This is a genomic window from Pseudarthrobacter leeuwenhoeki (genome assembly GCF_055412885.1).
On record NZ_JBVAYY010000013.1, the window covers coordinates 1 to 19,920 of the forward strand.

At 68.4% G+C, this 19,920-nt stretch carries 20 protein-coding genes; 14 read left to right on the top strand and 6 right to left on the bottom strand.

The window, feature by feature from the left end:
• The 5 genes from ACZYX4_RS12795 to ACZYX4_RS12815 form a co-directional block, all read left to right on the top strand.
• Nucleotides 1–183: hypothetical protein (locus tag ACZYX4_RS12795; RefSeq protein ID WP_463876426.1), on the top strand; the 183-nt coding region annotated here is incomplete at its 5' end.
• A gap of 56 nt (nt 184–239) precedes the next feature.
• Nucleotides 240–1,058: an HAD family hydrolase gene (locus ACZYX4_RS12800; protein WP_463876428.1), complete on the top strand. Its 819-nt coding sequence runs from the start codon at nt 240–242 to the stop codon at nt 1,056–1,058.
• 172 nt (nt 1,059–1,230) lie between these two features.
• Nucleotides 1,231–1,479, top strand: coding sequence for a hypothetical protein (locus ACZYX4_RS12805; RefSeq protein ID WP_463876430.1), 249 nt, complete (start codon nt 1,231–1,233; stop codon nt 1,477–1,479).
• Between the two features lie 200 nt (nt 1,480–1,679).
• Nucleotides 1,680–2,423, top strand: coding sequence for a glycerophosphodiester phosphodiesterase (locus ACZYX4_RS12810; protein WP_463876662.1), 744 nt, complete (start codon nt 1,680–1,682; stop codon nt 2,421–2,423).
• 63 nt (nt 2,424–2,486) lie between these two features.
• Nucleotides 2,487–3,611, top strand: a complete 1,125-nt coding sequence (locus ACZYX4_RS12815) for a glycerate kinase (RefSeq protein WP_463876431.1) — start codon at nt 2,487–2,489, stop codon at nt 3,609–3,611.
• 106 nt (nt 3,612–3,717) lie between these two features.
• Here ACZYX4_RS12815 and ACZYX4_RS12820 read toward each other — a convergent pair whose 3' ends face one another.
• Nucleotides 3,718–4,314, bottom strand: a complete 597-nt coding sequence (locus ACZYX4_RS12820) for a DUF6328 family protein (protein ID WP_463876664.1) — start codon at nt 4,312–4,314, stop codon at nt 3,718–3,720.
• A gap of 174 nt (nt 4,315–4,488) precedes the next feature.
• Here ACZYX4_RS12820 and ACZYX4_RS12825 point away from each other — a divergent pair, with 174 nt between their 5' ends.
• Together ACZYX4_RS12825 and ACZYX4_RS12830 are read left to right on the top strand one after the other, a co-directional pair.
• Complete coding sequence (locus tag ACZYX4_RS12825) at nt 4,489–5,388, top strand: SDR family oxidoreductase (RefSeq protein ID WP_463876433.1); 900 nt, start codon at nt 4,489–4,491, stop codon at nt 5,386–5,388.
• Between the two features lie 70 nt (nt 5,389–5,458).
• On the top strand, nt 5,459–5,977 hold the full coding sequence (locus ACZYX4_RS12830) for a hypothetical protein (protein ID WP_463876435.1): 519 nt from the start codon (nt 5,459–5,461) through the stop codon (nt 5,975–5,977).
• Between the two features lie 92 nt (nt 5,978–6,069).
• On the opposite strand, the gene ACZYX4_RS12835 is transcribed toward ACZYX4_RS12830, so the two are convergent.
• Nucleotides 6,070–7,407: a uracil-xanthine permease family protein gene (locus ACZYX4_RS12835; RefSeq protein WP_463876437.1), complete on the bottom strand. Its 1,338-nt coding sequence runs from the start codon at nt 7,405–7,407 to the stop codon at nt 6,070–6,072.
• 469 nt (nt 7,408–7,876) lie between these two features.
• Here ACZYX4_RS12835 and ACZYX4_RS12840 point away from each other — a divergent pair, with 469 nt between their 5' ends.
• Entirely contained in the window at nt 7,877–9,040 is a 1,164-nt protein-coding gene (locus ACZYX4_RS12840) for a GGDEF domain-containing protein (RefSeq protein ID WP_463876439.1), read from the top strand.
• Nucleotides 9,041–9,065: 25 nt separating this feature from the next.
• Here the strand turns inward: ACZYX4_RS12840 and pgm are convergent, their stop codons facing one another.
• Nucleotides 9,066–10,727: a phosphoglucomutase (alpha-D-glucose-1,6-bisphosphate-dependent) gene (gene pgm / locus ACZYX4_RS12845; RefSeq protein WP_463876441.1), complete on the bottom strand. Its 1,662-nt coding sequence runs from the start codon at nt 10,725–10,727 to the stop codon at nt 9,066–9,068.
• Nucleotides 10,728–10,862: 135 nt separating this feature from the next.
• On the opposite strand from pgm, the gene ACZYX4_RS12850 reads away from it, so the two are divergent.
• Nucleotides 10,863–11,426, top strand: coding sequence for a DUF4190 domain-containing protein (locus ACZYX4_RS12850; RefSeq protein ID WP_463876443.1), 564 nt, complete (start codon nt 10,863–10,865; stop codon nt 11,424–11,426).
• Between the two features lie 93 nt (nt 11,427–11,519).
• Here the strand turns inward: ACZYX4_RS12850 and ACZYX4_RS12855 are convergent, their stop codons facing one another.
• Nucleotides 11,520–12,989, bottom strand: coding sequence for a peptide MFS transporter (locus ACZYX4_RS12855; RefSeq protein WP_463876445.1), 1,470 nt, complete (start codon nt 12,987–12,989; stop codon nt 11,520–11,522).
• A gap of 113 nt (nt 12,990–13,102) precedes the next feature.
• Nucleotides 13,103–14,542 carry an amidase gene (locus ACZYX4_RS12860; RefSeq protein ID WP_463876447.1) on the bottom strand — a complete coding sequence of 480 codons (1,440 nt, stop codon included), beginning with the start codon at nt 14,540–14,542 and terminating at the stop codon, nt 13,103–13,105.
• Nucleotides 14,543–14,821: 279 nt separating this feature from the next.
• On the opposite strand from ACZYX4_RS12860, the gene ACZYX4_RS12865 reads away from it, so the two are divergent.
• The 3 genes from ACZYX4_RS12865 (at nt 14,822) to ACZYX4_RS12875 (ending at nt 16,477) form a co-directional block, all read left to right on the top strand.
• Nucleotides 14,822–15,148, top strand: a complete 327-nt coding sequence (locus ACZYX4_RS12865; RefSeq protein WP_463876449.1) for a rhodanese-like domain-containing protein — start codon at nt 14,822–14,824, stop codon at nt 15,146–15,148.
• Nucleotides 15,149–15,166: 18 nt separating this feature from the next.
• Nucleotides 15,167–16,147 (top strand): prephenate dehydratase, encoded by a 981-nt coding sequence (gene pheA / locus ACZYX4_RS12870; RefSeq protein ID WP_463876451.1) that lies wholly within the window; start codon nt 15,167–15,169, stop codon nt 16,145–16,147.
• Between the two features lie 93 nt (nt 16,148–16,240).
• Nucleotides 16,241–16,477: a hypothetical protein gene (locus ACZYX4_RS12875; protein WP_463876453.1), complete on the top strand. Its 237-nt coding sequence runs from the start codon at nt 16,241–16,243 to the stop codon at nt 16,475–16,477.
• On the opposite strand, the gene ACZYX4_RS12880 is transcribed toward ACZYX4_RS12875, so the two are convergent.
• Nucleotides 16,474–17,538 (bottom strand): diacylglycerol/lipid kinase family protein, encoded by a 1,065-nt coding sequence (locus tag ACZYX4_RS12880; protein ID WP_463876455.1) that lies wholly within the window; start codon nt 17,536–17,538, stop codon nt 16,474–16,476. The two genes, ACZYX4_RS12875 and ACZYX4_RS12880, sit on opposite strands and share 4 nt — an antisense overlap.
• Before the next feature lie 78 nt (nt 17,539–17,616).
• On the opposite strand from ACZYX4_RS12880, the gene serS reads away from it, so the two are divergent.
• Nucleotides 17,617–18,897 carry a serine--tRNA ligase gene (serS, locus tag ACZYX4_RS12885; RefSeq protein ID WP_463876457.1) on the top strand — a complete coding sequence of 427 codons (1,281 nt, stop codon included), beginning with the start codon at nt 17,617–17,619 and terminating at the stop codon, nt 18,895–18,897.
• 134 nt (nt 18,898–19,031) lie between these two features.
• Nucleotides 19,032–19,904, top strand: a complete 873-nt coding sequence (locus ACZYX4_RS12890; RefSeq protein ID WP_463876459.1) for an HAD family hydrolase — start codon at nt 19,032–19,034, stop codon at nt 19,902–19,904.
• The last annotated feature ends 16 nt before the right edge of the window (nt 19,905–19,920 follow it).

Consider the following 19,920-nt stretch of genomic DNA (forward strand, 5'->3'; position numbering starts at 1 on the left):
GCCGACCCCGCCCCGGCCGACCCCGCCCCGGCCGCCCCCGCCCCGGCCGCCCCCGCCCCGGCCGCCGAATTCGCCGGTGGCCTGCCCGCTCGCCGTAACCTTCCGGCGACCGGGCATGGCTCCCACGAATTCGGCGTCGGCGTGCACCGGCGTGCACCGGCGTGCACCGGCGCGGGCCGCTAGGGGCGGCCTCGGGCACACCGGAAAACGCCCCGGCACCGCCAACGTAGACTGGCAGCATGCGGCTGGTAGCGAGTGACATTGACGGAACGATCCTCGGCCACGACGGCAGAATCAGTGACCGGACCGTCCGGGCGTTCCACGCGTGCCGGGAAGCCGGCGTCGAACTGGTCTTCGTCACGGGCCGTCCCCCGCGTTGGCTTCACCCGCTGCAGGACCAACTGGGGCACACGGGAACAGTGATTTGCTCCAACGGCGCCGTCGTCTGGGACCTTGAGGCGGACCGGCTCGTTTCGGCCCGGGGCCTGCAGCTCGACGCCGTCTTCGAGGCGCGCCGCATCATCCACCGGCTGCGCCCCTCCGCCGTTTTCGCCGCCGAGACCCTGACCGGCTTCCATCTGGAACCGGGGTTCCTCAACACCGGCAGCAGCCCGTTGCTGGCCGAGCTCACCCCCGCGCCGCTGCACAGCACGCTCACGGCCGAAGACTCCGTAGTGAAGCTCATGGCCATCGTCCGGGAGGGCACGGCCGATGAGTTCCTGGCCGAGGTGACCCCCGCCGTCGCCCACCTGGCCGCAGCGACGCATTCGGCGCCGAACATGGCCCTCCTGGAGCTGTCCTTGCCCGGTGTGAACAAGGCCGTCACGCTCGCCGAATACGCGGCCGCCCGGGGCATCGGCGCGGCCGACGTCGTGGCGTTCGGGGACATGCCCAACGACATCGAGATGCTGCGCTGGGCCGGCGACGGCTACGCGATGGCCAGCGGCCACCCGGAGGCCATCCTCGCCGCCGGGCAGCAGGCCCCGCACTTTGACGACGACGGCGTCGCCCAGATCCTCGAGGCCAAGCTCGCAGCCCTGGGCGTCCGGCTGCCCTGACTCGGCGCCCTGACCGGCGCCCTTGACCGGCGCCCTTCAGCCGCCAGAGCCCCCGCCCCCGCCATCCCGGCCCGCGCAGACACCGGACTCCCAGCTGACGGTCAACTGGCGTTCACCTTGGCGTCCTACGCTGGAATCTCACGACGGATCAGCTGACTGACGGTGGGAAATCATGGCCAAGTACCGCACGAAGAACATGGACGACACGCCCCTGCGCCCGGCGGCGCCGGACGCGCACTGGAAGAGCCTGCAACAGGGCGACCGCGTCAGTGTCCGGCTGGCGCCCGGCTACGAAACCGGGGGCCGGGTGGATGCCGTCACGGCGGACCACACCGCGGTCTGGGTGGACCTCGACGGCGGGCGGGGCCGCACGCTCCTGCACTGCAGCGACGGCGTGGAGATCCTCCTGCCCGCCAGCTGATCCAACCCGCCACCGGATCCGGCCCTGCCAGCTGTCACCGCCCCACCGGCCGGACTGCGCAGATCCTCGCCGTGCCGTCCCGTGCTGTTCCTCGCCGTGCCCTATCGCAGCCGCGTTCCGCAGGGCTCCGATAGGCTTCAGGAGTGAGCACCCCGCACCCCTTTTTTACCTCCGGTGACGGTCCGGTACGTCCCGTGGCCATGGCGCACCGGGGCTTCTCCCGGGACGGCCTGGAGAACTCCATGGCAGCGTTCCGCTCCGCCGTCGACCTGGGTTTCCGGCACCTGGAGACGGACGTGCACACCACGGCGGACGGTGTGCTGCTGCTGTTCCACGACGAAACCCTGGACCGTGTCACGGACGGACGCGGCCGGATCTCGGAACTCTCCGCGGAGACCGTCGCGCGGGCGAGGATCGGCGGCGCGGAACCCATCCCGCTGTTTGAGGAACTCGCCACGGCCTTCCCGGACGTCCGGTTCAACCTCGACGTCAAGGACTGGAACTCGGTGGATACCGTGGCCGCGGCGATCGAACGGTTCGGCCTGCATGACCGTGTACTGATTGCCAGCTTCTCGGACCGCCGGCGCCGGGCCGTGCTGAAGCAGCTGAGCCGCCCCGCCGCGAGCTCGGCCGGCATTGTGTCCAACGCCCTCTTCGTCCTGCTCGGACCGGTCCTCCCCGCACCCCTGCTGCGCCTCACGGCGGGTCGTGCGCTCCGCGGCGTCGACGCCCTGCAGGTTCCGGTCCGCTACGGCGCCGTGACCGTGGTGACCCCCAGGTTCGTCCGTCGTGCCCACCGGCACGGGCTGCAGGTGCACGTCTGGACCGTCAACGACCCGGCGGAAATGCGCCGGCTGCTGGACCTCGGCGTGGACGGGATCGTCACCGACCGCGCGGACCTGCTCAAGGAAGTCTTGCAGGAACGCGGCGACTGGAGCGGCTGACCCCGGACGTGCAGCTGTGCGGGGCGGTCCGGCGGCCCGGGCCGCGACTGGCAGGATGGAAGCATGCGCATCCTGATCGCCCCGGACAAATTCAAGGGCTCCCTGACCGCCGCCGAAGCCGCCGCCGCCATCGCCGAAGGTGCCTTGCGCGTCTATCCCGACGCCGAGGCCATCCAGTTTCCGGTGGCCGACGGCGGCGAAGGAACCCTTGAGGCGGCCGTCGCCGCCGGGTATGAGGAGCGGCTCAACGCCGTCGTGGGCCCGATCCTGGCGCCGGTGGGCGCCGCCTGGGCCATCCGGAAGAACGCGTTCGGCGGGGCCACTGCCGTGATTGAAACCGCCCAGGCCTCCGGGCTGGCGCACATGGAGCCCACCCCGGCCAACGCCCTGCGCGCGCACAGCTACGGCTGCGGCCAGCTGATCGCTGCGGCCCTCGACGCCGGCGCGACGGAGATCGTTCTGGGCCTGGGCGGCTCGGCCATGACCGACGGCGGCAGCGGCGCCCTGCGCGCGCTGGGTCTCAAACCGCTCGACGCCGCGGGCAACGTGGTGCCCCTCGGCGGCGGATCGCTCACCGAGGTGGCACAGCTCGATGCCAGCGGCCTCGACCCGCGGCTGGGCTCGGTCACGTTCCGGATCGCCGTCGACGTGCAGAACCCGCTCGTTGGCGGCGACGGCGCAGCCCACGTGTTCGGCCCGCAGAAAGGCGCCGACGAGGACGCCGTGGAACTGCTCGACGCGGGACTGCGCAACTGGGCCTCGGTGCTGCGCCAATTCACCGGCCGGGACGTCAACGTCCCCGGGGCCGGGGCGGCCGGCGGCTTCCCGGCGTCGTTCCTGGCCTTCGGCAACGCGGCGCTGGAAGGCGGCTTCGAGCTGGTGGCCGGGCTCACGGGGCTGGCCGACAAACTCGCGCAGGCGGATCTCGTGATCACCGGTGAGGGCTCGCTGGATTCGCAGTCGCTGACCGGCAAGGCGCCGATCGCGCTCGCCGAAGCCGCCCAGAGCCTGGGCATTCCCGTCATTGTGGTCGCGGGACGGATCCTGGTCACCCCGGAGGACCTGGCCAAACACGGCGTGGTGGCCGCGGCGCAGCTGCTGGACCTGGCCGGGAGCCCGGACGACGCAGTCGCCAACGCCGCCAGGTACCTCACCTGGGCCACCAGCCAGGTGCTCGAGGGGGCCTGAGCGCTGAGGCGCCGGTTTCATCGTGCGGCTACGCGGCCGGTGTCCCGCACGCCGCCCCGAGGAACGCCCTGGTGCCGGGTGCTCCAGCACCGTCCTACCCGGCGTGTCAGTTCCCTTTTTCGGCCTGCCGGCGCAGCCTGCCCGGCACATGGACCAGCAGGATCAGCAGCACCGCCAGCAACACCGCCCCGGCAATCAAGCCCGCCGCACGGCCCGCCGTGACGTCGAAAACCAGCGCGGACGTGCCGACGCTGAGGAGTCCGATGCCGGCCAGGGCGACCTTCGCGATCCTGTCCGCGCTGGACACAAGGGCTGCGCGGAGATGCAGGCGGAACAGACGGCGGTGCACGCTCACGGGCAGCAGGATCAGGGCCGTGGTGAAGGCGGCCAGTGCCACGTTGGCAAGGTAAAGAGTGGTCTGGAAATCGTCCAGCGTCTCGAACCTCGACTGGAAGGGCAGGGTCAGCAGGAACCCCGCCAGAATTTGCACGCCGGTCTGCAGCACCCGCAGTTCCTGCAGCAACTCCAACCAGTTCCGGTCCAGTTTTTCGACCGGGGTCTCGTTGCGTTCCGGCCCGAACCCATCCGCGGCGCGCCCTTGCGGAGCGGACTCTAGTGGAGCGGACTCTCGTGGAGCGGACGCAGACTCTCGATCGGACACTCGTTCGCCTCCGGGGAAATGCGGATGAGGCTGCGGTGGCAGTTAACACACAACCTAGGCTTGAGCTGGAGGAAATTCAAGCCGTTACTAAGGTTGCTGATGAATTTCCGGGTAGGGTGGAATTATTTACTTCGCAGGGACAGTTTCTCAGGTCCGGGTCAGCGCCCGCGGCCCGGGAGCTGGCCCCGCAAAACCGACACGTTGGGCAGGTGGACTATGAGTGATTCAAACAAGCAGCAGGACCAGCCGCGCGACCCCCGGGGCGGCTACTACTCCGGTTCCTTCCCGGAGCAGGTGCAGGAACAGCCGGGCCTCACCGCGCCCATGGACCCCCAGCCGGACCACGGCGAGGAGAGCTACCAGGGCAGCGGCGCTCTCAACGGCAAGGCCGCGCTGATCACCGGCGGGGACTCCGGGATCGGCAAGGCGGTGGCCATCGCCTTCGCCCGCGAGGGGGCCGACGTCGCCATCTCCTACCTGCCGGAAGAGGAAGCTGACGCCCAGGACACCGCAGCGTGGATCCGCAAAGCAGGCCGCCAGGCGCTGCTGATCGCCGGCGACGGACGCCGTGAGGATTTCGCCACCAGGATCGTGGACGACACGCTCTCCGAGTTCGGCCGCCTGGACGTCGTCGTGCTGAACGCGGGGTACCAGAAGAACCGCGACAGCTTCGAGTCCCTGCCCACCGAGGAGTTCGACCGCGTCTTCCAGACCAACCTTTACTCGCTGATGTGGACCGCACGGGCGGCGGTGCCGCATTTGAAGGCGGGCGCGTCGATCACCACGACAGCCTCGATCCAGGCATTCAATCCCTCGCCCGAGCTCATCGATTACGCCATGACCAAGGCCGCGCAGGTCGCCTTCACCAAGGCGCTGGCCCAGGAGCTCGGCCCGAAGGGAATCCGCGTCAACGCCGTGGCCCCGGGTCCCATCTGGACGCCCCTGATCCCGGCGACCGAGTGGCCGGAGAAACTGCCGTCCTTCGGCCAGGACACCCCGCTGCAGCGGGCGGGACAGCCGGCGGAACTCGCGCCGGCCTACGTGCTCCTGGCCTCCGACCAGGGCTCCTACATTTCCGGCGCCGTCCTGCCAGTCACGGGCGGCAAAGGCCTCTGAGGCCCTGCAAGGCAGATTCCGTCAGATCCAGGAACCACGCAGTTCACGAATCCAGCACGGGAGGAACAGCATGACCCAGCAGAAACAGCAGGATCCGAGCGAGGAAGCCGGCGGCTACGGAACGCCGACGGCGGAGCAGGAGCTGCCCGGGGGGGACACCAGGAAGTTCGCCCAGCCCCGCGAGGAAGAAGCTTTCGACGCCGCAGGGCTCAGCCAGGACAGCCCGGACGGGGAAACCTACCCGGCTGGCGTCCCGGACCTGAGCCAGTTCGGCGCCGAGGACCAGGACAGTGCAGGAGAACCCGGAGCAGGACGCTTCGGAGGAACGGAGGAACAAATGAGTTCGGAAAACGCCAGTACAACCCCCGGCTACGACGCCGACGCCTCGGAGAATTCCGAGGCAGCCATGCCGTCCTCGGAGGCGGAGATGGACGAGTCCAACACCGAAGAGCCCGACACCGGCCGGCCGTTCTCCTCGGAGCCCGGCCAGGACGCGGCCGGCCTGCCGGACGGATCGGGAACGGACCTGCCCGATGACAAGGCCCCCAAGGACCGCGACGACGACGAGGAAGCCTTCGACGCCGGCTAAGCCGCCACCAACCAGCGAAGGCCGGGGCCCGAACACCTTTCGTGGTGTCCGGGCCCCGGCCTTTCGGCTGGAGCGCGGGAGCGCCGCGGCGGTTAGCGGCGTTTCTTCGGAGGGCGCTTCGCGGCGCCGGTGGCTGCGGCCACGGGGCCTTCCGTTTCCGGCTCCGCAACCGTGCCGCGGACCTTCGCGATCGCCTTCATGCCGTGGTAGATCACCAGGGCCGCCGCCGAGCCCAGGGCGATGCCGGTGAACACCAGGTCGCCGATGGTCCAGGTGTAATCGGCGATGCCGACAATCAGCGCGACCGCGGCGGTGGTCAGGTTGATCGGGTTGGAGAAGTTGACCTTGTTCTGCACCCAGATCTTGACGCCGAGGACACCGATCATGCCGTAGAGCATCGTGGCCGCGCCGCCCAGCACGCCGGCCGGGACGGTGGCGATGAGTTCGCCGAACTTCGGCGAGAAGCTCAGCACCACGGCGAAGACACCGGCCACCCAGTAGGCCGCCGTCGAATAGACCTTGGTGGCGGCCATCACGCCGATGTTCTCCGCGTAGGTGGTGGTGCCGGAGCCGCCGCCCATGCCGGCCAGCACAGTGGCCGCGCCGTCGGCCATCAGCGCGCGCCCGGAGACGCCGTCGAGGTTCTGGCCGGTCATGGCGGACACGGACTTCACGTGTCCGATGTTCTCCGCCACGAGCACCAGCACCACGGGCAGGAACAGTCCAACGACACCCAGGTGGAATTCCGGGGTCTGGAAGAACGGCAGACCCACCCAGGCGGCGGCGTCCATCTTGGCGTAGTCCACTTCGCCCCGGATCATCGCCACGATGTAGCCCACCACCACGCCGACCAGGATACTCAGCCGGCCCAGGATGCCGCGGAAGAAGACGCTGACCACGATGATCGTGGCCAGGGTGATGAGGGCCGTGATCGGGGCCGCGACAAAGTTGTTCTTCGCCGCGGGTGCGAGGTTGAGGCCGATCAGCCCCACAATGGCACCGGTGACGATCGGCGGCATCAGGCGGTTGATCCAGCCGGCCCCGAACTTCTGCACCACCGCACCGATGATCGCCAGCCCGACGCCGGCCAGCACCACGCCGCCGAGTGCGCCGGCGACGCCGTACTGCTGCTGCGAGGCCATGATCGGTGCGATAAACGCGAAGCTGGACCCGAGGTAGCTCGGCACCTGGCCCTTGGTGATGACCAGGAACAGCAGCGTGCCGATGCCGGAGAAGAAGAGGGTGGTGGCCGGCGGCATGCCGGTGATGATCGGGACCAGGAAGGTGGCGCCGAACATGGCGACAACATGCTGCATCCCGATGCCAATGGTCAGCGGCCAGGCAAGGCGCTCATCCGGCTTCACGACCTCGCCCGGGCGGATGGACTTGCCGTTGCCGTGGAGCTTCCATTTGGTACCGAACATGCTCATTGCCGGGGCCTTTCAGAGAATGTGTGGCGGGTCGGGAAGGAATCTTCCGGAGCAACTTTACCGCGCCCGTGTTTCCGGCATGCGTCGCCGGCGGCGCCGCTGTGCCGGAAGTCACGGGGACGTCGCCCGCACGGTCTGACCGGAATGTTTCGCTGACGCGGGGTCCGCTCAGCCTGCGCTGAGTTGACGCGGAGGTGCCTCCGGCACCATGGGGGACAGGCCGGAGGCACTCGGGACGCTATTCTGCGGGTGAGCGCAAGGCCGCATCCGGGGCCGCTTCCCAGTTTAGTCCGCTTTGCGGCCGTAAACACAGGGCCGGCGGACTTTGATGGAAGCCCGGTCCGGCCCGCTCATATCGCATCCGAGACCGCGGTCACACTTCCTTGCCGCGGAGTGCAATACTTAGGGTCACCTGCGGCGCGGAGTCGACGCAAATCGGGCTACTGCGAGCGGACCGGGGGGCCATTACATGATGCTTGACATCGCAACCTTGCGTGTCGCCTTGGCGGTGGTCGATCTGACCCTGCTGCTGCTTTTCTACTTCATCACTTTCCGCCGGACGCGTTCGGCCTACAGCGGCTGGTGGTGTCTGGCCCTGCTGCTTTTCGTGTCCGGCAACGCGGCGTACCTGCTGGACGGCACACCGCACCAGATCTGGGCCAACCCGCTCGGGAACGTGTTTCTCGTGGCGGCCGCGGCGAGCATCTGGGCGGGAGCCCGTTCGCTGCGGGCTACGGTTCCGAAGGTCTGGTACCTCGCCACCGGGCCTGCCATCACCGCCGTGGCGTCGGTGCTGGACCAGCCGGCCACCAATGTGTGGTCCGGGGCCCCGGCCTATCTCGGATTCATGGGCCTGCTGATCGGCCTTGGCTGCCGGGAACTGTTCCTGCTGGACCGGCACTTTTCGCGCGTTCACCTCATCCTGGCCGTGGGTGCCGGCCTCCTGGCCGCGTTCTATCTGGGCCGCTTCGCCGCGTTTATGCTGGAGGGCCGCGACGGGACAGTATTCCTGACCTTCTTTGGATCCGTTCCGATGACAGTCTGTTCGGCCGTGATCATGGTGGTGGCGTCCTTCACCATGGCGGAGCTGAGCTACGAGCAGCAGACCCAGGACCTCCGCGCCCGCGCCACCGTGGACGGGCTCACCAGGCTGTTGAACCGCACGGCGTTCCTGGACCTTGCCGAGAACGAACTGCGCCGCCTCAGCCGGTCCAAGACCATGGCGTCCCTGATCCTGGCGGACCTGGACCACTTCAAGGCCATCAACGACGAGTACGGCCACTCGGCCGGCGACGTCGCACTGCAGGCGTTCGCCGACGCCTGCACATCAACAGTCCGCTCCACCGACCTCGTGGGCCGCTACGGCGGCGAGGAGTTCATCATCCTCCTGCCGGGAGTGAGGCCCGAAAGGGCCGGGAAAATCGCCTCGGAAATCAGCGCCCGGATGCAGGCCTCGACGTCACCGGTGATCCCGCGTCTGCCGACCTCCAGTTATGGAATCGCCTCGACCGCTCCCGGCCGCGTGGACCTTGGCGCGATGATCGCCTCCGCGGACGCCGCGCTCTACCGCGCCAAGACCCTGGGCCGGGACCGCTCCGTCCTTGCCGGCGGCCTCGAGGAAGAGCCGGCCTGAACGGGGCAGCGGGCCCCGGCGGGGGTTAGGAAATGACCCCGTCCACCAGCGCTTTTGCCTCGGCCTGGACCTGCTTGAGGTGCTCTGCTCCCTTGAAGGACTCGGCGTAGATCTTGTAGACGTCCTCGGTGCCGGAGGGGCGGGCCGCGAACCAGGCGTTCTCGGTGACCACCTTGAGCCCGCCGATTGCCGCGCCGTTGCCCGGCGCTTCGGTCAGCTTGGCGGTGATGGTCTCACCCGCAAGCTCGGTGGCGGTGACGTCCGACGGCGAGAGCTTGGCCAGCGCCGCCTTCTGCTCGCGCGTGGCCGCGGCGTCAATCCGCGCGTAAACGGGATCGCCGAACTGATCGGTGAGCCCCTTGTAGAGCTGTGACGGCGACTTGCCTGTGACGGCTGTGATCTCCGAGGCCAGCAGCGCCAGCAGGATGCCGTCCTTGTCCGTGGTCCACACGCTGCCGTCCATCTTGTTGAACGAGGCGCCGGCGGATTCCTCGCCGCCGAACGCCCCTTCACCGGACAGCAGCCCGGGAACGAACCACTTGAAGCCAACCGGCACCTCAACGAGCTTGCGGCCCAGGCTTTCGGCCACACGGTCGATGATCGAGGACGAGACGAGGGTCTTGCCGATCACGGACTGCGGGTTCCACCCGGTCCGGTGGCGGTACAGATAGTCAATGGCGACGGCGAGGTAGTGGTTCGGGTTCATCAGGCCCCCCTGTCCATCGACAAACGGGGTCACGATGCCGTGCCGGTCGGCGTCGGCGTCGTTGCCGGTGGCGATGTCAAAATTCGCGCCACTGGACATGCGGTTGATCAGCGAGGCCATTGCCGACGGGGAGGAACAATCCATCCGGATCTTCTCGTCCCAGTCCAGGGTCATGAAGGCCCACTGCGGATCGACGGTGGGGTTCACCACCGTGAGGTTCAGGTGGTGGCGCTCGCCGATCTCGCCCCAGTAGTCCACCGACGCTCCGCCCATCGGGTCGGCGCCGATCCGGACGCCGGCGTCGCGGATGGCATTGAGGTCCAGGACAGAGGGAAGATCGTCCACGTAGCTGCTGAGGAAGTCGAACTTGCCCGTGCTGCCGGCGCTGAGGGCCTCGGCGATGGGAATCCGCTTGACCGCGCGCAGGCCATTCTCCAGCAGCTCGTTGGCGCGGTTGGCGATCCAGCCGGTCGCGTCCGAGTCAGCGGGGCCGCCGTGCGGGGGGTTGTACTTGAAGCCGCCGTCGCCGGGCGGGTTATGGCTGGGGGTCACCACGATCCCGTCTGCCTGCGGAGCCCCTGCGGGGGAGTTGTTGTTGTGCGTGAGGATGGCGTGGCTCAGCGACGGCGTTGGGGTGTAGCCGTGGCGGGCGTCGATCAGCACGGTGACGCCGTTGGCCGCAAGGACTTCGAGGGCGGAATTCTGGGCTGGTTCGCTCAGGGCGTGGGTGTCTTTGGCCAGGTACAGCGGCCCGGTGATGCCTTGGCCTGCCCGGTATTCCACGATCGCCTGGGTGATGGCGAGGATATGGGGCTCGTTGAAGGAGGCTTTCAGGCTCGAACCCCGGTGCCCGGAAGTGCCGAAGGCCACCCGTTGGCCGGGATCGCCAAGATCCGGGGCAACGTCGTAGTACGCATCCAGGAGCGCAGTGAGTTCAACAAGGTCTTGGGGTTGGGCAACAGTGCCCGCGCGGCTAGCCATTGCACCAGCATGCCAGACCGGTGTGGCAGGGGACATGATTTGGGCGCATTACGGCCCCTGTGACGCAAGAAATATCCTGCTCTTCGCCACGGGACGGCGGTAGGCTGAACCCAGAGACGTCCAAAGGGGAAAACCATGACTGACCAGCCAAAACCGGAGCAAGACGGGATACCGGAGGGCTACCGGCCGCCGTCGTATATTCCTGGCCAGGACTCCGGCGATCAGAACCGCCAGCCCGGCCCCGACTACAGCCAGCCCACGGAGCCGTACGGCGCGGCACCGCAGCAGCCCTATAACCAGCAGCCCGACGGGCAGCAGCCTGAGGGCCCCCAGGCCCAGCCGCCGTACGCCCAGCAGCCGTACGGTGCGCCGGTCCAGTATGGCCAGCCGGGCAGCCCGTTCAACGCCTACGGCCAGCCGGCCTATTACGGCGTACCCCCGGAGTCCAAGGGCCTGAGCATCGCCAGCCTCTGCTGCGGCATCGCCGCCTTCATTGGGCTGGGCTTCTTCCTCCTGCCGCAACTCGCGGCCGTCATCCTCGGGCACCTGGCCCTCAGGCGCGAGCCGTCGGGCAAAGGCATGGCCATTGCCGGCCTGGTGCTCGGTTACGTGGGGATCGCGCTCGCCCTGCTGTTCTTCGTGATGATCGCGGTGGGGCTGGCGATCGGCTCCTCAAGCTACCGGGGCGTCGGGGCTTAGGCTCCTCCGGTCACCGGTCACCCGGCAGGCGCCGCCAGCACCCGCCCGGCGCTGGCCTCGAGCCAGTCGCCGGGGTGCCGGGAACTCATCGGCTCAGCGTACGCCGCCCATGAGCTTCTTGATCGCCGGCGAGGCCGCGGCCAGGCCAACAGCCAGCAGCATCGCGGTTCCGCCGATGCCGATGAAGTACGGCAGCTCGTCCTCCGGGTTGTACAGGCCGGCCAGGATGCCGGCCAGCGTGGTGCCCAGCGACACCGAAAGGAAGAACAGCGCCACCATCTGGGTGCGGAAGGCCGCCGGAGCCAGTTTGGTGGTCACGGACAAGCCGATGGGGGACAGGAACAGTTCCGCGAGCGTGAAGAGGAACAGGATCCCCACCAGTGCCAGCAGCGGGGTCTTGCCGTCCCCGGCGAGCGGGATGAACGCCAGGAACGCCAGGCCCATCACAAACAGGCCGATCGAAAACTTCAGCGCCGAGCCGGGCTGCTTGCGGCCCAGGCGGGTCCAGAGGGCAGCCATGACGCCCGCGAAGATGATGATGAACACCGGGTTGATGGACTGGACCCAGGCGGCCGGCATTTCCCAGCCGAACAGGTTCCGGTCCAGCTTCTCCACCGAGTACACGGCGATGAAGGTGAACTGCTGCTGGAACAGCGCCCAGAACGCGGCCGAGGCGAGGTACAGCGGGATGAATGCTGCCACCCGGCGGCGTTCGGTGCCGCTGACCTTCTTGCTTCTGAAGATCAGGGCGAAGTAGAGCACGGACGCGCCGATGGCCGCGTAGGCCATGGACATGGCCAGGTTCCCGGCATTGACGATGCCGGTGGCCAGCAGCACGGCGATCACGGCGGCGATTGCGGCGAAGCGCAGGCCGTACCTGGTGCGCTCGGCGGCGGGCAGCGGGTTGTGCACCCGGAGCGCCTCCGCGGGCACGTTTTTGCGGCCCAGCGCGTAGATGACCAGGCCCACGGCCATGCCGACGGCGGCGGCGCCGAAGCCCCAGTGGAACCCGTGGCTTTCCTGCAGCCAGCCGGTCACCAGCGGGCCGATCAGTGCGCCCGCGTTGATGCCCATGTAGAAGATGGAGAATCCGGCGTCGCGGCGTTCGTCCTTCTCCCGGTAGAGGCCTCCCACCAGGGCGGTGGCGTTGGCTTTCAGGCCGCCGGAGCCGACGCCGACCAGCACCAGGCCCGCCATCAGGCCGGGAATGCCCGGGACGAAGGCGAGGGCGATGTGGCCGGCCATGATCAGGATGGCGGAGCCGAACAGCACCTTTTCGGAACCGAAGAGCCGGTCCGCGAGCCAGGCACCCAGGATGGTGGAGAGGTAGACGCCGCCGCCGTAGGCGCCGACGAGGCCGGCGGCCATGCCCTGCTCAATTCCCAGACCGCCCTCGGCGGCTGTGAAGTACATGTAGTAGAGCAGGATGCCCTGCATTCCGTAGAACGAGAAGCGCTCCCACATTTCTACGGAGAAGAGGCTGGCCAGCATCTTTGGGTGGCCGAAAAAGGACGTGTCGCCCGGCGTTGTCGCGGTGGGCTGGGATAAATGAGTAGTGCTCATTTACTTAATGCTGACAGTGTGACGCGCGATTGTCACATTCGCGGCGGCCCGGGGCAAGCTAACCGTCCGGCGGCTGCGTCCGCTGCGGCGTCTGGACGGGGGGCTGCCCCATGCTAAAACCCCAGCTGCGCGGCCAGTTGCAGCAGCAGCGCCTCGGAACCCATCGGCCCGATCAGCTGGATGCCCATCGGCAGTCCGGCACCCGTGGCGCCGCCGGTCCAGTGCACCGGAATGCTGACCGCGGGCAGCCCGCACACATTCACCATGGACGACCAGGGCGCGAACTCGCACTGCTTCCGGTAGTCGCCGTCGGCATCCCCCGTCCAGTTGGCCGCCGGCCAGTAGCCGTCGCCGTGGGCCGCGCCGGTGAACCAGCCCACCGGGCGGGGCGTCTGCGCCAACGCCGGCATGAGTATCAGGTCCCACGCGGCGTACTGGGCAACGGTGTCCCGCTGGAACTGGCGTAAAAACCCGAGGGATTCGGCGAGTTTCGCGGGCCCGCGCTGCTGCGCGCGGCGCCGGAACGTGCGTGTCAGCGGGGTCAGGAGCGCCTCTCGCTGGGGAACGATCCGGGCATCCCCGACGGCGGCGGTCCAGGCCGTGGTGAAGGCGGCCGGGTAGCGGTTGTCGTAGCGGATGGAGGCGTCCGCGGTTTCGTGGCCGGCCGCCTCCAGCAGCCGGATGCCTTCGGCCAGGGCGTCGAGCGCCTCCGGATCCGGGGTGAACGGGAAGATCGTCTGCCAGGGGCTGTCCAGGCTCACCCCGATCCGCAGCCTGGGCGGGTCCTGGGCGGCGCGTTCCAGGTGGCTGGGAGCAGGCTTGACGGAGGTCCCTGCGGGGCCGGCCACCATCGCATCGAGCAGCAGGGCCGCGTCCGCCGCCGAGCGGGCCAGCGGCCCGGACACGACCAGGCCGGCAGGATCACCGGTGCTTTCACCCGCCGGAACCAGCCCGCGGCCGGGCTTCAGGCCCACGAGCCCGCATGCGGCGGCCGGAATCCGGACCGATCCGCCGCCGTCGGACCCGGGCGCAAAGGGAACCAGCCCGGCGGCCACCGCCGCAGCGCTGCCGCCGGTGGATCCCCCCGAACTGCGGCTGAGCGCGTACGGGTTCCGCGAGGGCGGTGCGATCCGGTTCTCGCTGTACGAGGTCAGTCCGAACTCCGGAACCTGCGTCTTGCCCAGCGAGAGCACACCTGCGCTCTTGAGCCTCGCGACGAGGGCGCCGTCGGTCCGTGCCGGCTTGTGGTCCAGGGCAGCGCTGCCGTGGGTTGTGACAACTCCGGCGACGTCCGTCAGGTCCTTGAAGGCCACCGGCATGCCGTGCAGCAGCGCCAGCTCGGTCCCGTCCAGGGCGGCCCGGGCGTGGGACTCGTCCGCTGCGGCTGCGTCGACCATCGCCTGGTCGGCGGTGACGGTGATGAACGCGCCGAGGTGCGGATTTTCGACGGCGATGCGGTCCAGGAAATGCCCCGTGGCCTGCCGCGAGGACAGCTCGCCGGAGCGGAGGGCGTCGCGGAGGTCCACGGCGGAGAGCTCGTGGATTTCAGCCACGGCGCCAGGGCTCCAGGAGGTTTCCCGCCTGTCGCTCCGGGGGACATGCCCAGTGCTGGCGCCGGCGGGAGGACATGGTGGCATTGTGCCCAGTCTTCGTGGCCAGGGGAGGGCATGTCCGCGAAGGCCGGGGGCGGGCAGCCGGAATGCTGCCACGGTGAGATGCCGGGGATCTCCTGTGCGCCATCCCAGAAGCGTAACCTGCAGCCGGGCAGGGGTGCGTCACTGGTGGCTGGCGATACGCTGGAGGCTGACCATGCATTCTGCGGAGGGACGACCATGAGCGACTTTGACACCGTGACCGTGTCCGACATCCCTGAAGGGGCCAGGATCCTTGACGTCCGCGAGGACTACGAGTGGGTCGCGGGCCACGCCGCCGGTGCGCGGCACATCCCTTTGGACCAGCTCCCGGCCCGGATCGAGGAGCTCGATCCCGACGAGGACCTCTACGTTATCTGCCGCACCGGGGGACGCTCATTCCGGGCGGCCCAGTGGCTCTCCGGTCAGGGATATTCCGCCCTGAACGTGGCCGGCGGCATGGACCAGTGGCTGGAAACCGGAATGCCCCTGGTGTCCGACAACGGACTCAAGCCCGTCATCCTGTAGTTGAAGAAAGAAGCGCCGATGCCCGCATCACCTGTGACGTACACCTTCCTCGGACCCGCGGGCACCTTCACCGAGGCAGCCCTGATGCAGGTTCCCGGCGCGGCGGACGCGATCCGGGTTCCGTCGACGAATGTCAACACGGCGCTGGACAAGGTCCGCGACGGCTCGGCGGACGCGGCCATGGTGCCGATCGAGAACTCCGTGGAGGGCGGCGTCACTGCCACCCTGGACGCAATTGCCACCGGCCAGGAACTGCGGATCCTGCGCGAGGCCCTCGTGCCGATCAGTTTCGTGCTGGTGGCCCGGCCCGGAACCCGGATCGAGGACATCCACCGGATCTCCACCCACGGCCATGCCTGGGCGCAGTGCCGGCTGTGGGCCGGGAATAATATTCCGAATGCAGAATATATCCCGGGGTCCTCGACGGCTGCGGCGGCCATGGGGCTCCTGGCGGGCGACACCCTCTACGACGCGGCCATCTGCGCCCCGATCGTGGCCACCGAACAGCCCGGGCTCGCAGTGCTGGCGGAGAACATCGGAGACAACCCGGGTGCAGTCACACGCTTTGTGCTGGTGGGCCGGCCCGGCGCGCTGCCGGAACCCACCGGTGCGGACAAGACCACCGTCGTCGTTCCGCTGCCGGAAGACCGCCCCGGCGCGCTGATGGAGATCCTCGACCAGTTCGCGACCCGCGGCGTGAACCTCAGCCGGATCGAGTCACGGCCCACCGGCCAGTACCTGGGCCATTACTTCTTCAGCATTGACGCCGATGGCCATGTGGCCGATGCCCGCGTGGCGGATGCCCTGGCCGGCCTGCACCGGATCAGCCCGGCCACCCGCTTCCTGGGTTCCTACAGCCGCGCCGACGGGCACCGGACCCTCGTGGAGCCGCACACCTCCGACCAGGCCTTCCGGGCGGCGCATGCCTGGGTCAAAGACATCCTGTCCGGTGCATCAGTGGTGCCGGAATATATGTCCAAGGCTTCGCCCACAGCGTAGACAAATGCCACATCAGGCACTTCCGCACCGCGGAAACTGTGCGTATGCTTGCCTGATCCATATTGGGGAAGTCCCCTACCGAGGGAGCAGGACATGGCAGACACCAGCCTTGAAAATGACGGCCAGGGAATGATCGTGAATCCCAAACCGACCGCTGACAACCAGGACTGGGACGGCGACGACGCCGACCGCGCAGACCGGCTGCGCTTCGAAGAGGAGCAGGCGCTGATCCGCGAGCAGTCCGAAGCGCGCGCCGCCAAGGCCGCCGCGGAAGCGAAAGAGATCGCAGATGCGCACAAGGCAGCCGCCACGAAGGAAGCCAGCGCCTAGTCTGCCTCGGTGCCGGCCTGGACCCGGACGAGCAACGAGCCGGGGGCAACCTGCACTGTGACCTTCGTGGCGTCACCGGACGGATCGCCGTCGACCTGCGTGGGCATCGGCTCCGCGCAGCTGATGACGATCTTCCCGGAACGGTAATACGTCATCACTGGCAGGTTTCTCTTGTGCTTCAGCACGATCTTCCAGTACATCGACAGCCAGCCGATCGCGCTGCGCGGACTCATCACCACGACGTCCAGCATCCCGTCATCGATCATGGCCTGGGGGATGAAATCAATCCCGCCGGGGATCAGGCCGCAGTTCGCGAACAGGACGCTGCGGATCTTCCGGCTCTGTTCGGGCTGGTCGTCCAGGGAGATGGACACCTTCTTGCGCCTGCCAGGGAGGTGCCGCACTCCCGCTTCGGTGTAGGCCAGCCAGCCCACAGCCTTCTTGAGCCCGGCGCTGGTGTCGCCCACCACCTCTGCGTCCATGCCAATGCCGGCAATCACCAGGAACGTGTGCTCCGAGACCTCCTTGGTGCGTGAGTTCTCCACCCTTATCCGCGCTGTATCGATGAAGCGCTGGTGGCCGAACAGCGCGGTCTGGACACTGCCGTGCAGGTCGCCCAGATCGAGGTGGATATTGCGTGCCAGCAGGTTGCCGGTGCCGAGCGGGATCAGGCCCATGGCAATGTCCGTGCCGGCAAGGATGTCCGCCACCACCCGCACCGTGCCGTCACCGCCGCCCACCAGGACGACGTCGGCGCCATAGTCGACGGCGGCCCGCGCCTGCGAGGATCCGGGGTCTTCGGCGGTGGTGTCGAAAAACCGCGGCGGCACCCAGCCGGCCGCGTCGCACGCACTCTCGATCAGGGTGCGGGCCTCCTCCGACTTGGCCTTGATCGGGTTCATCACCACGGCGACCTTCTGATGGCCCAGGCCCGGACTGTGCGTTTGCTCCCACACGGCGCTGCGTATGTGCCGGGCCTGGAGCTTGCGCACTCCCCACCAGCTGGAGACGGCAAACGCCAGGACTCCAGCGATGACGAGGTAGGGCAGCCAGTCGCGCATTGTGCTCCAACACTATCCCGCTGGCCGCCGGAGGCCTGATTGCCCGGTAAGGGCGGCCGGATTGGATACTCTTGTCAGGTGATCGACGTAAAAGACCTCAGCGAAAATCCGGACAAGTTCCGGGCCAGCCAGCGCGCCCGCGGCGCCGACGAATCCGTGGTGGACGCGATCATCGCCGCGGACTCGGCCCGGCGTGCCGCCCTGATCCGCTTCGAAAACCTGAGGGCCGAGCAGAATGCCTTCGGCAAGAAGGTGGCCCAGGCCAAGGGCGAGGAAAAGCAGGCCCTGCTGGCCGAGGTCAAGGTCCTCGCCGGCCAGGTCAAGACCGCTTCCGCCGGGGCCGACGTCGCGCAGGCCGCCCACGAGGAACTGCTGAGGGCCATCCCCAACCTCATCGAGGACGGCGTTCCCGCGGGTGGCGAAGACGACTACATCGTGGTCAAGACCGTCGGCGCCCCGCGCGAATTCCCCGACTTCGAGCCCAGAGACCACCTGGAAATCGGTGAGCTGATCGGCGCCATCGATATGGAGCGCGGCGCCAAGGTCTCCGGTTCACGGTTCTACTTCCTGCGCGGCGTCGGCGCCCGGCTGGAAATGGCGCTGCTGCAGATGGCCATGGAGCAGGCGATCGACGCCGGCTTCGTGCCGATGATCACCCCCACCCTGGTGCGCCCGGAGACCATGCAGGGCACCGGTTTCGACGTCTTGCACGACGCCGAGATCTATCGGCTCGCCGAGGACGACCTCTACCTCGTGGGCACCTCGGAAGTGGCCCTGGCCGGTTACCACGCGGACGAGATCCTTGACCTGTCCGCCGGCCCGATCCGCTTCGCCGGGCAGAGCTCCTGCTACCGCCGCGAGGCCGGCTCGCACGGCAAGGACACCCGCGGCATTATCCGGGTCCACCAGTTCAACAAGGTGGAGATGTTTATCTACACCACGGTCGAGGAGGCCGCGGCCGAGCACGCCCGGCTGCTGGCCTGGGAAGAGGAGATGCTGGCCAAGTGCGAACTGTCCTACCGGGTCATTGACACCGCTGCCGGGGACCTCGGCAACTCCGCTGCCCGCAAGTTCGACTGCGAGGCCTGGGTTCCGACGCAGGGCGCCTACCGCGAGCTGACCTCGACCTCCAACTGCACGACTTTCCAGGCGCGCCGGCTCAACATCCGCGAACGTGTGCTGAACGAGGACGGGGCCCCCAAGGGCACCCGGGCCGTCGCCACGCTCAACGGCACCCTGGCCACCACCCGCTGGATCGTCGCCATCCTGGAGCACCACCAGAACCCCGACGGCTCCGTCAACGTCCCGCAGGCCCTGCAGAAGTACCTCGGCGGCATGACGGTGTTCCCCGTTATCTGAGCCGCCGTTTCCCCGCCCATGACCCCGCGGAGCCGCGCGGGGCCATGGGGCGTGAACAGCTGTTCACCCCGGGTTCACCGGACGCTGTGGCCTGCGTCCTAGCGGCTGTCGGGGGTGTCTGCTCTACTTGTGAGATGACAACATTGACTGAAACCTCAGTCGCCGGCAACGATGACCGGCGAGAGAACAACCGGAACAACCTCACCGCCACGGCCCACAAGCTGATGGTGGCGCTCGACGTCGACGGCACCCTCGTGGACCACGACGGCCACATGTCCGTTCCCGTCCGCGAAGCGGCCCAGGACGTCGTGGCCGCCGGCCACCACGTCACGATCGCGACCGGCCGCTCACTGAACGCGACCCTGCCCATCATTGAGCACATCGGCATCGATAGCGGCTATGCCGTGTGCTCCAACGGCGGGGTCACCCTGCGGCTGGATACGAACCTGGCGGACGGCTACGAGATCGTGCACAAGGCCACCTTCGACCCGGGCCCCGCGCTCCGGGCACTGCGCAAGCGGCTGCCCAACGCCAAGTACGCGCTTGAGGATGAGGACGGCAACTTCCTCTCCACCGAGCGCTTCCAGGACATGAGCTTCGGGGTGGAGGCGATCGGCGTCGACTTCCAGACCCTGCTGGAAGCCACCGCGGTCCGCGTGGTGGTCTTCAGCGCCGAGAACACGCCCGAGGAGTTCAACACCGCCATCCGGCACATCGGCCTGGCCGGGGTTACCTACTCGGTGGGGTGGACGGCGTGGCTGGACATCGCCGCCGCCGGCGTGACCAAGGCCAGCGCCCTGGAGCGCCTCCGCGGCCGGCTGGAGATCGAGGCGCACCGCACCGTCGCCGTCGGCGACGGCCGCAATGACATTGAAATGCTCACCTGGGCCGCCCGCGGGGTGGCCATGGGCCAGTCGCCCGCGGAAGTCATCGCCGCCGCGAACGAGGTCACCCACTCCGTTTTCGACGACGGCGCCGCGCACGTGCTGCGCAGCCTGCTGCTCTAGGCTCCGACGACGCCGG

Bases quoted from the DNA above. Each gene is read 5' to 3' on its own strand.
- ACZYX4_RS12810 (WP_463876662.1), top strand. From the start codon at position 1,680: ATGGCGCACCGGGGCTTCTCCCGGGACGGCCTGGAGAACTCCATGGCA.
- ACZYX4_RS12865 (WP_463876449.1), top strand. From the start codon at position 14,822: ATGAGCGACTTTGACACCGTGACCGTGTCCGACATCCCTGAAGGGGCC.
- ACZYX4_RS12825 (WP_463876433.1), top strand. From the start codon at position 4,489: ATGAGTGATTCAAACAAGCAGCAGGACCAGCCGCGCGACCCCCGGGGC.
- ACZYX4_RS12855 (WP_463876445.1), bottom strand. From the start codon at position 12,989: ATGAGCACTACTCATTTATCCCAGCCCACCGCGACAACGCCGGGCGAC.
- ACZYX4_RS12890 (WP_463876459.1), top strand. From the start codon at position 19,032: ATGACAACATTGACTGAAACCTCAGTCGCCGGCAACGATGACCGGCGA.
- pheA (WP_463876451.1), top strand. From the start codon at position 15,167: ATGCCCGCATCACCTGTGACGTACACCTTCCTCGGACCCGCGGGCACC.
- ACZYX4_RS12815 (WP_463876431.1), top strand. From the start codon at position 2,487: ATGCGCATCCTGATCGCCCCGGACAAATTCAAGGGCTCCCTGACCGCC.
- pgm (WP_463876441.1), bottom strand. From the start codon at position 10,727: ATGGCTAGCCGCGCGGGCACTGTTGCCCAACCCCAAGACCTTGTTGAA.
- ACZYX4_RS12840 (WP_463876439.1), top strand. From the start codon at position 7,877: ATGATGCTTGACATCGCAACCTTGCGTGTCGCCTTGGCGGTGGTCGAT.
- ACZYX4_RS12830 (WP_463876435.1), top strand. From the start codon at position 5,459: ATGACCCAGCAGAAACAGCAGGATCCGAGCGAGGAAGCCGGCGGCTAC.
- ACZYX4_RS12805 (WP_463876430.1), top strand. From the start codon at position 1,231: ATGGCCAAGTACCGCACGAAGAACATGGACGACACGCCCCTGCGCCCG.
- ACZYX4_RS12875 (WP_463876453.1), top strand. From the start codon at position 16,241: ATGGCAGACACCAGCCTTGAAAATGACGGCCAGGGAATGATCGTGAAT.
- ACZYX4_RS12800 (WP_463876428.1), top strand. From the start codon at position 240: ATGCGGCTGGTAGCGAGTGACATTGACGGAACGATCCTCGGCCACGAC.
- ACZYX4_RS12835 (WP_463876437.1), bottom strand. From the start codon at position 7,407: ATGAGCATGTTCGGTACCAAATGGAAGCTCCACGGCAACGGCAAGTCC.
- ACZYX4_RS12850 (WP_463876443.1), top strand. From the start codon at position 10,863: ATGACTGACCAGCCAAAACCGGAGCAAGACGGGATACCGGAGGGCTAC.
- ACZYX4_RS12880 (WP_463876455.1), bottom strand. From the start codon at position 17,538: ATGCGCGACTGGCTGCCCTACCTCGTCATCGCTGGAGTCCTGGCGTTT.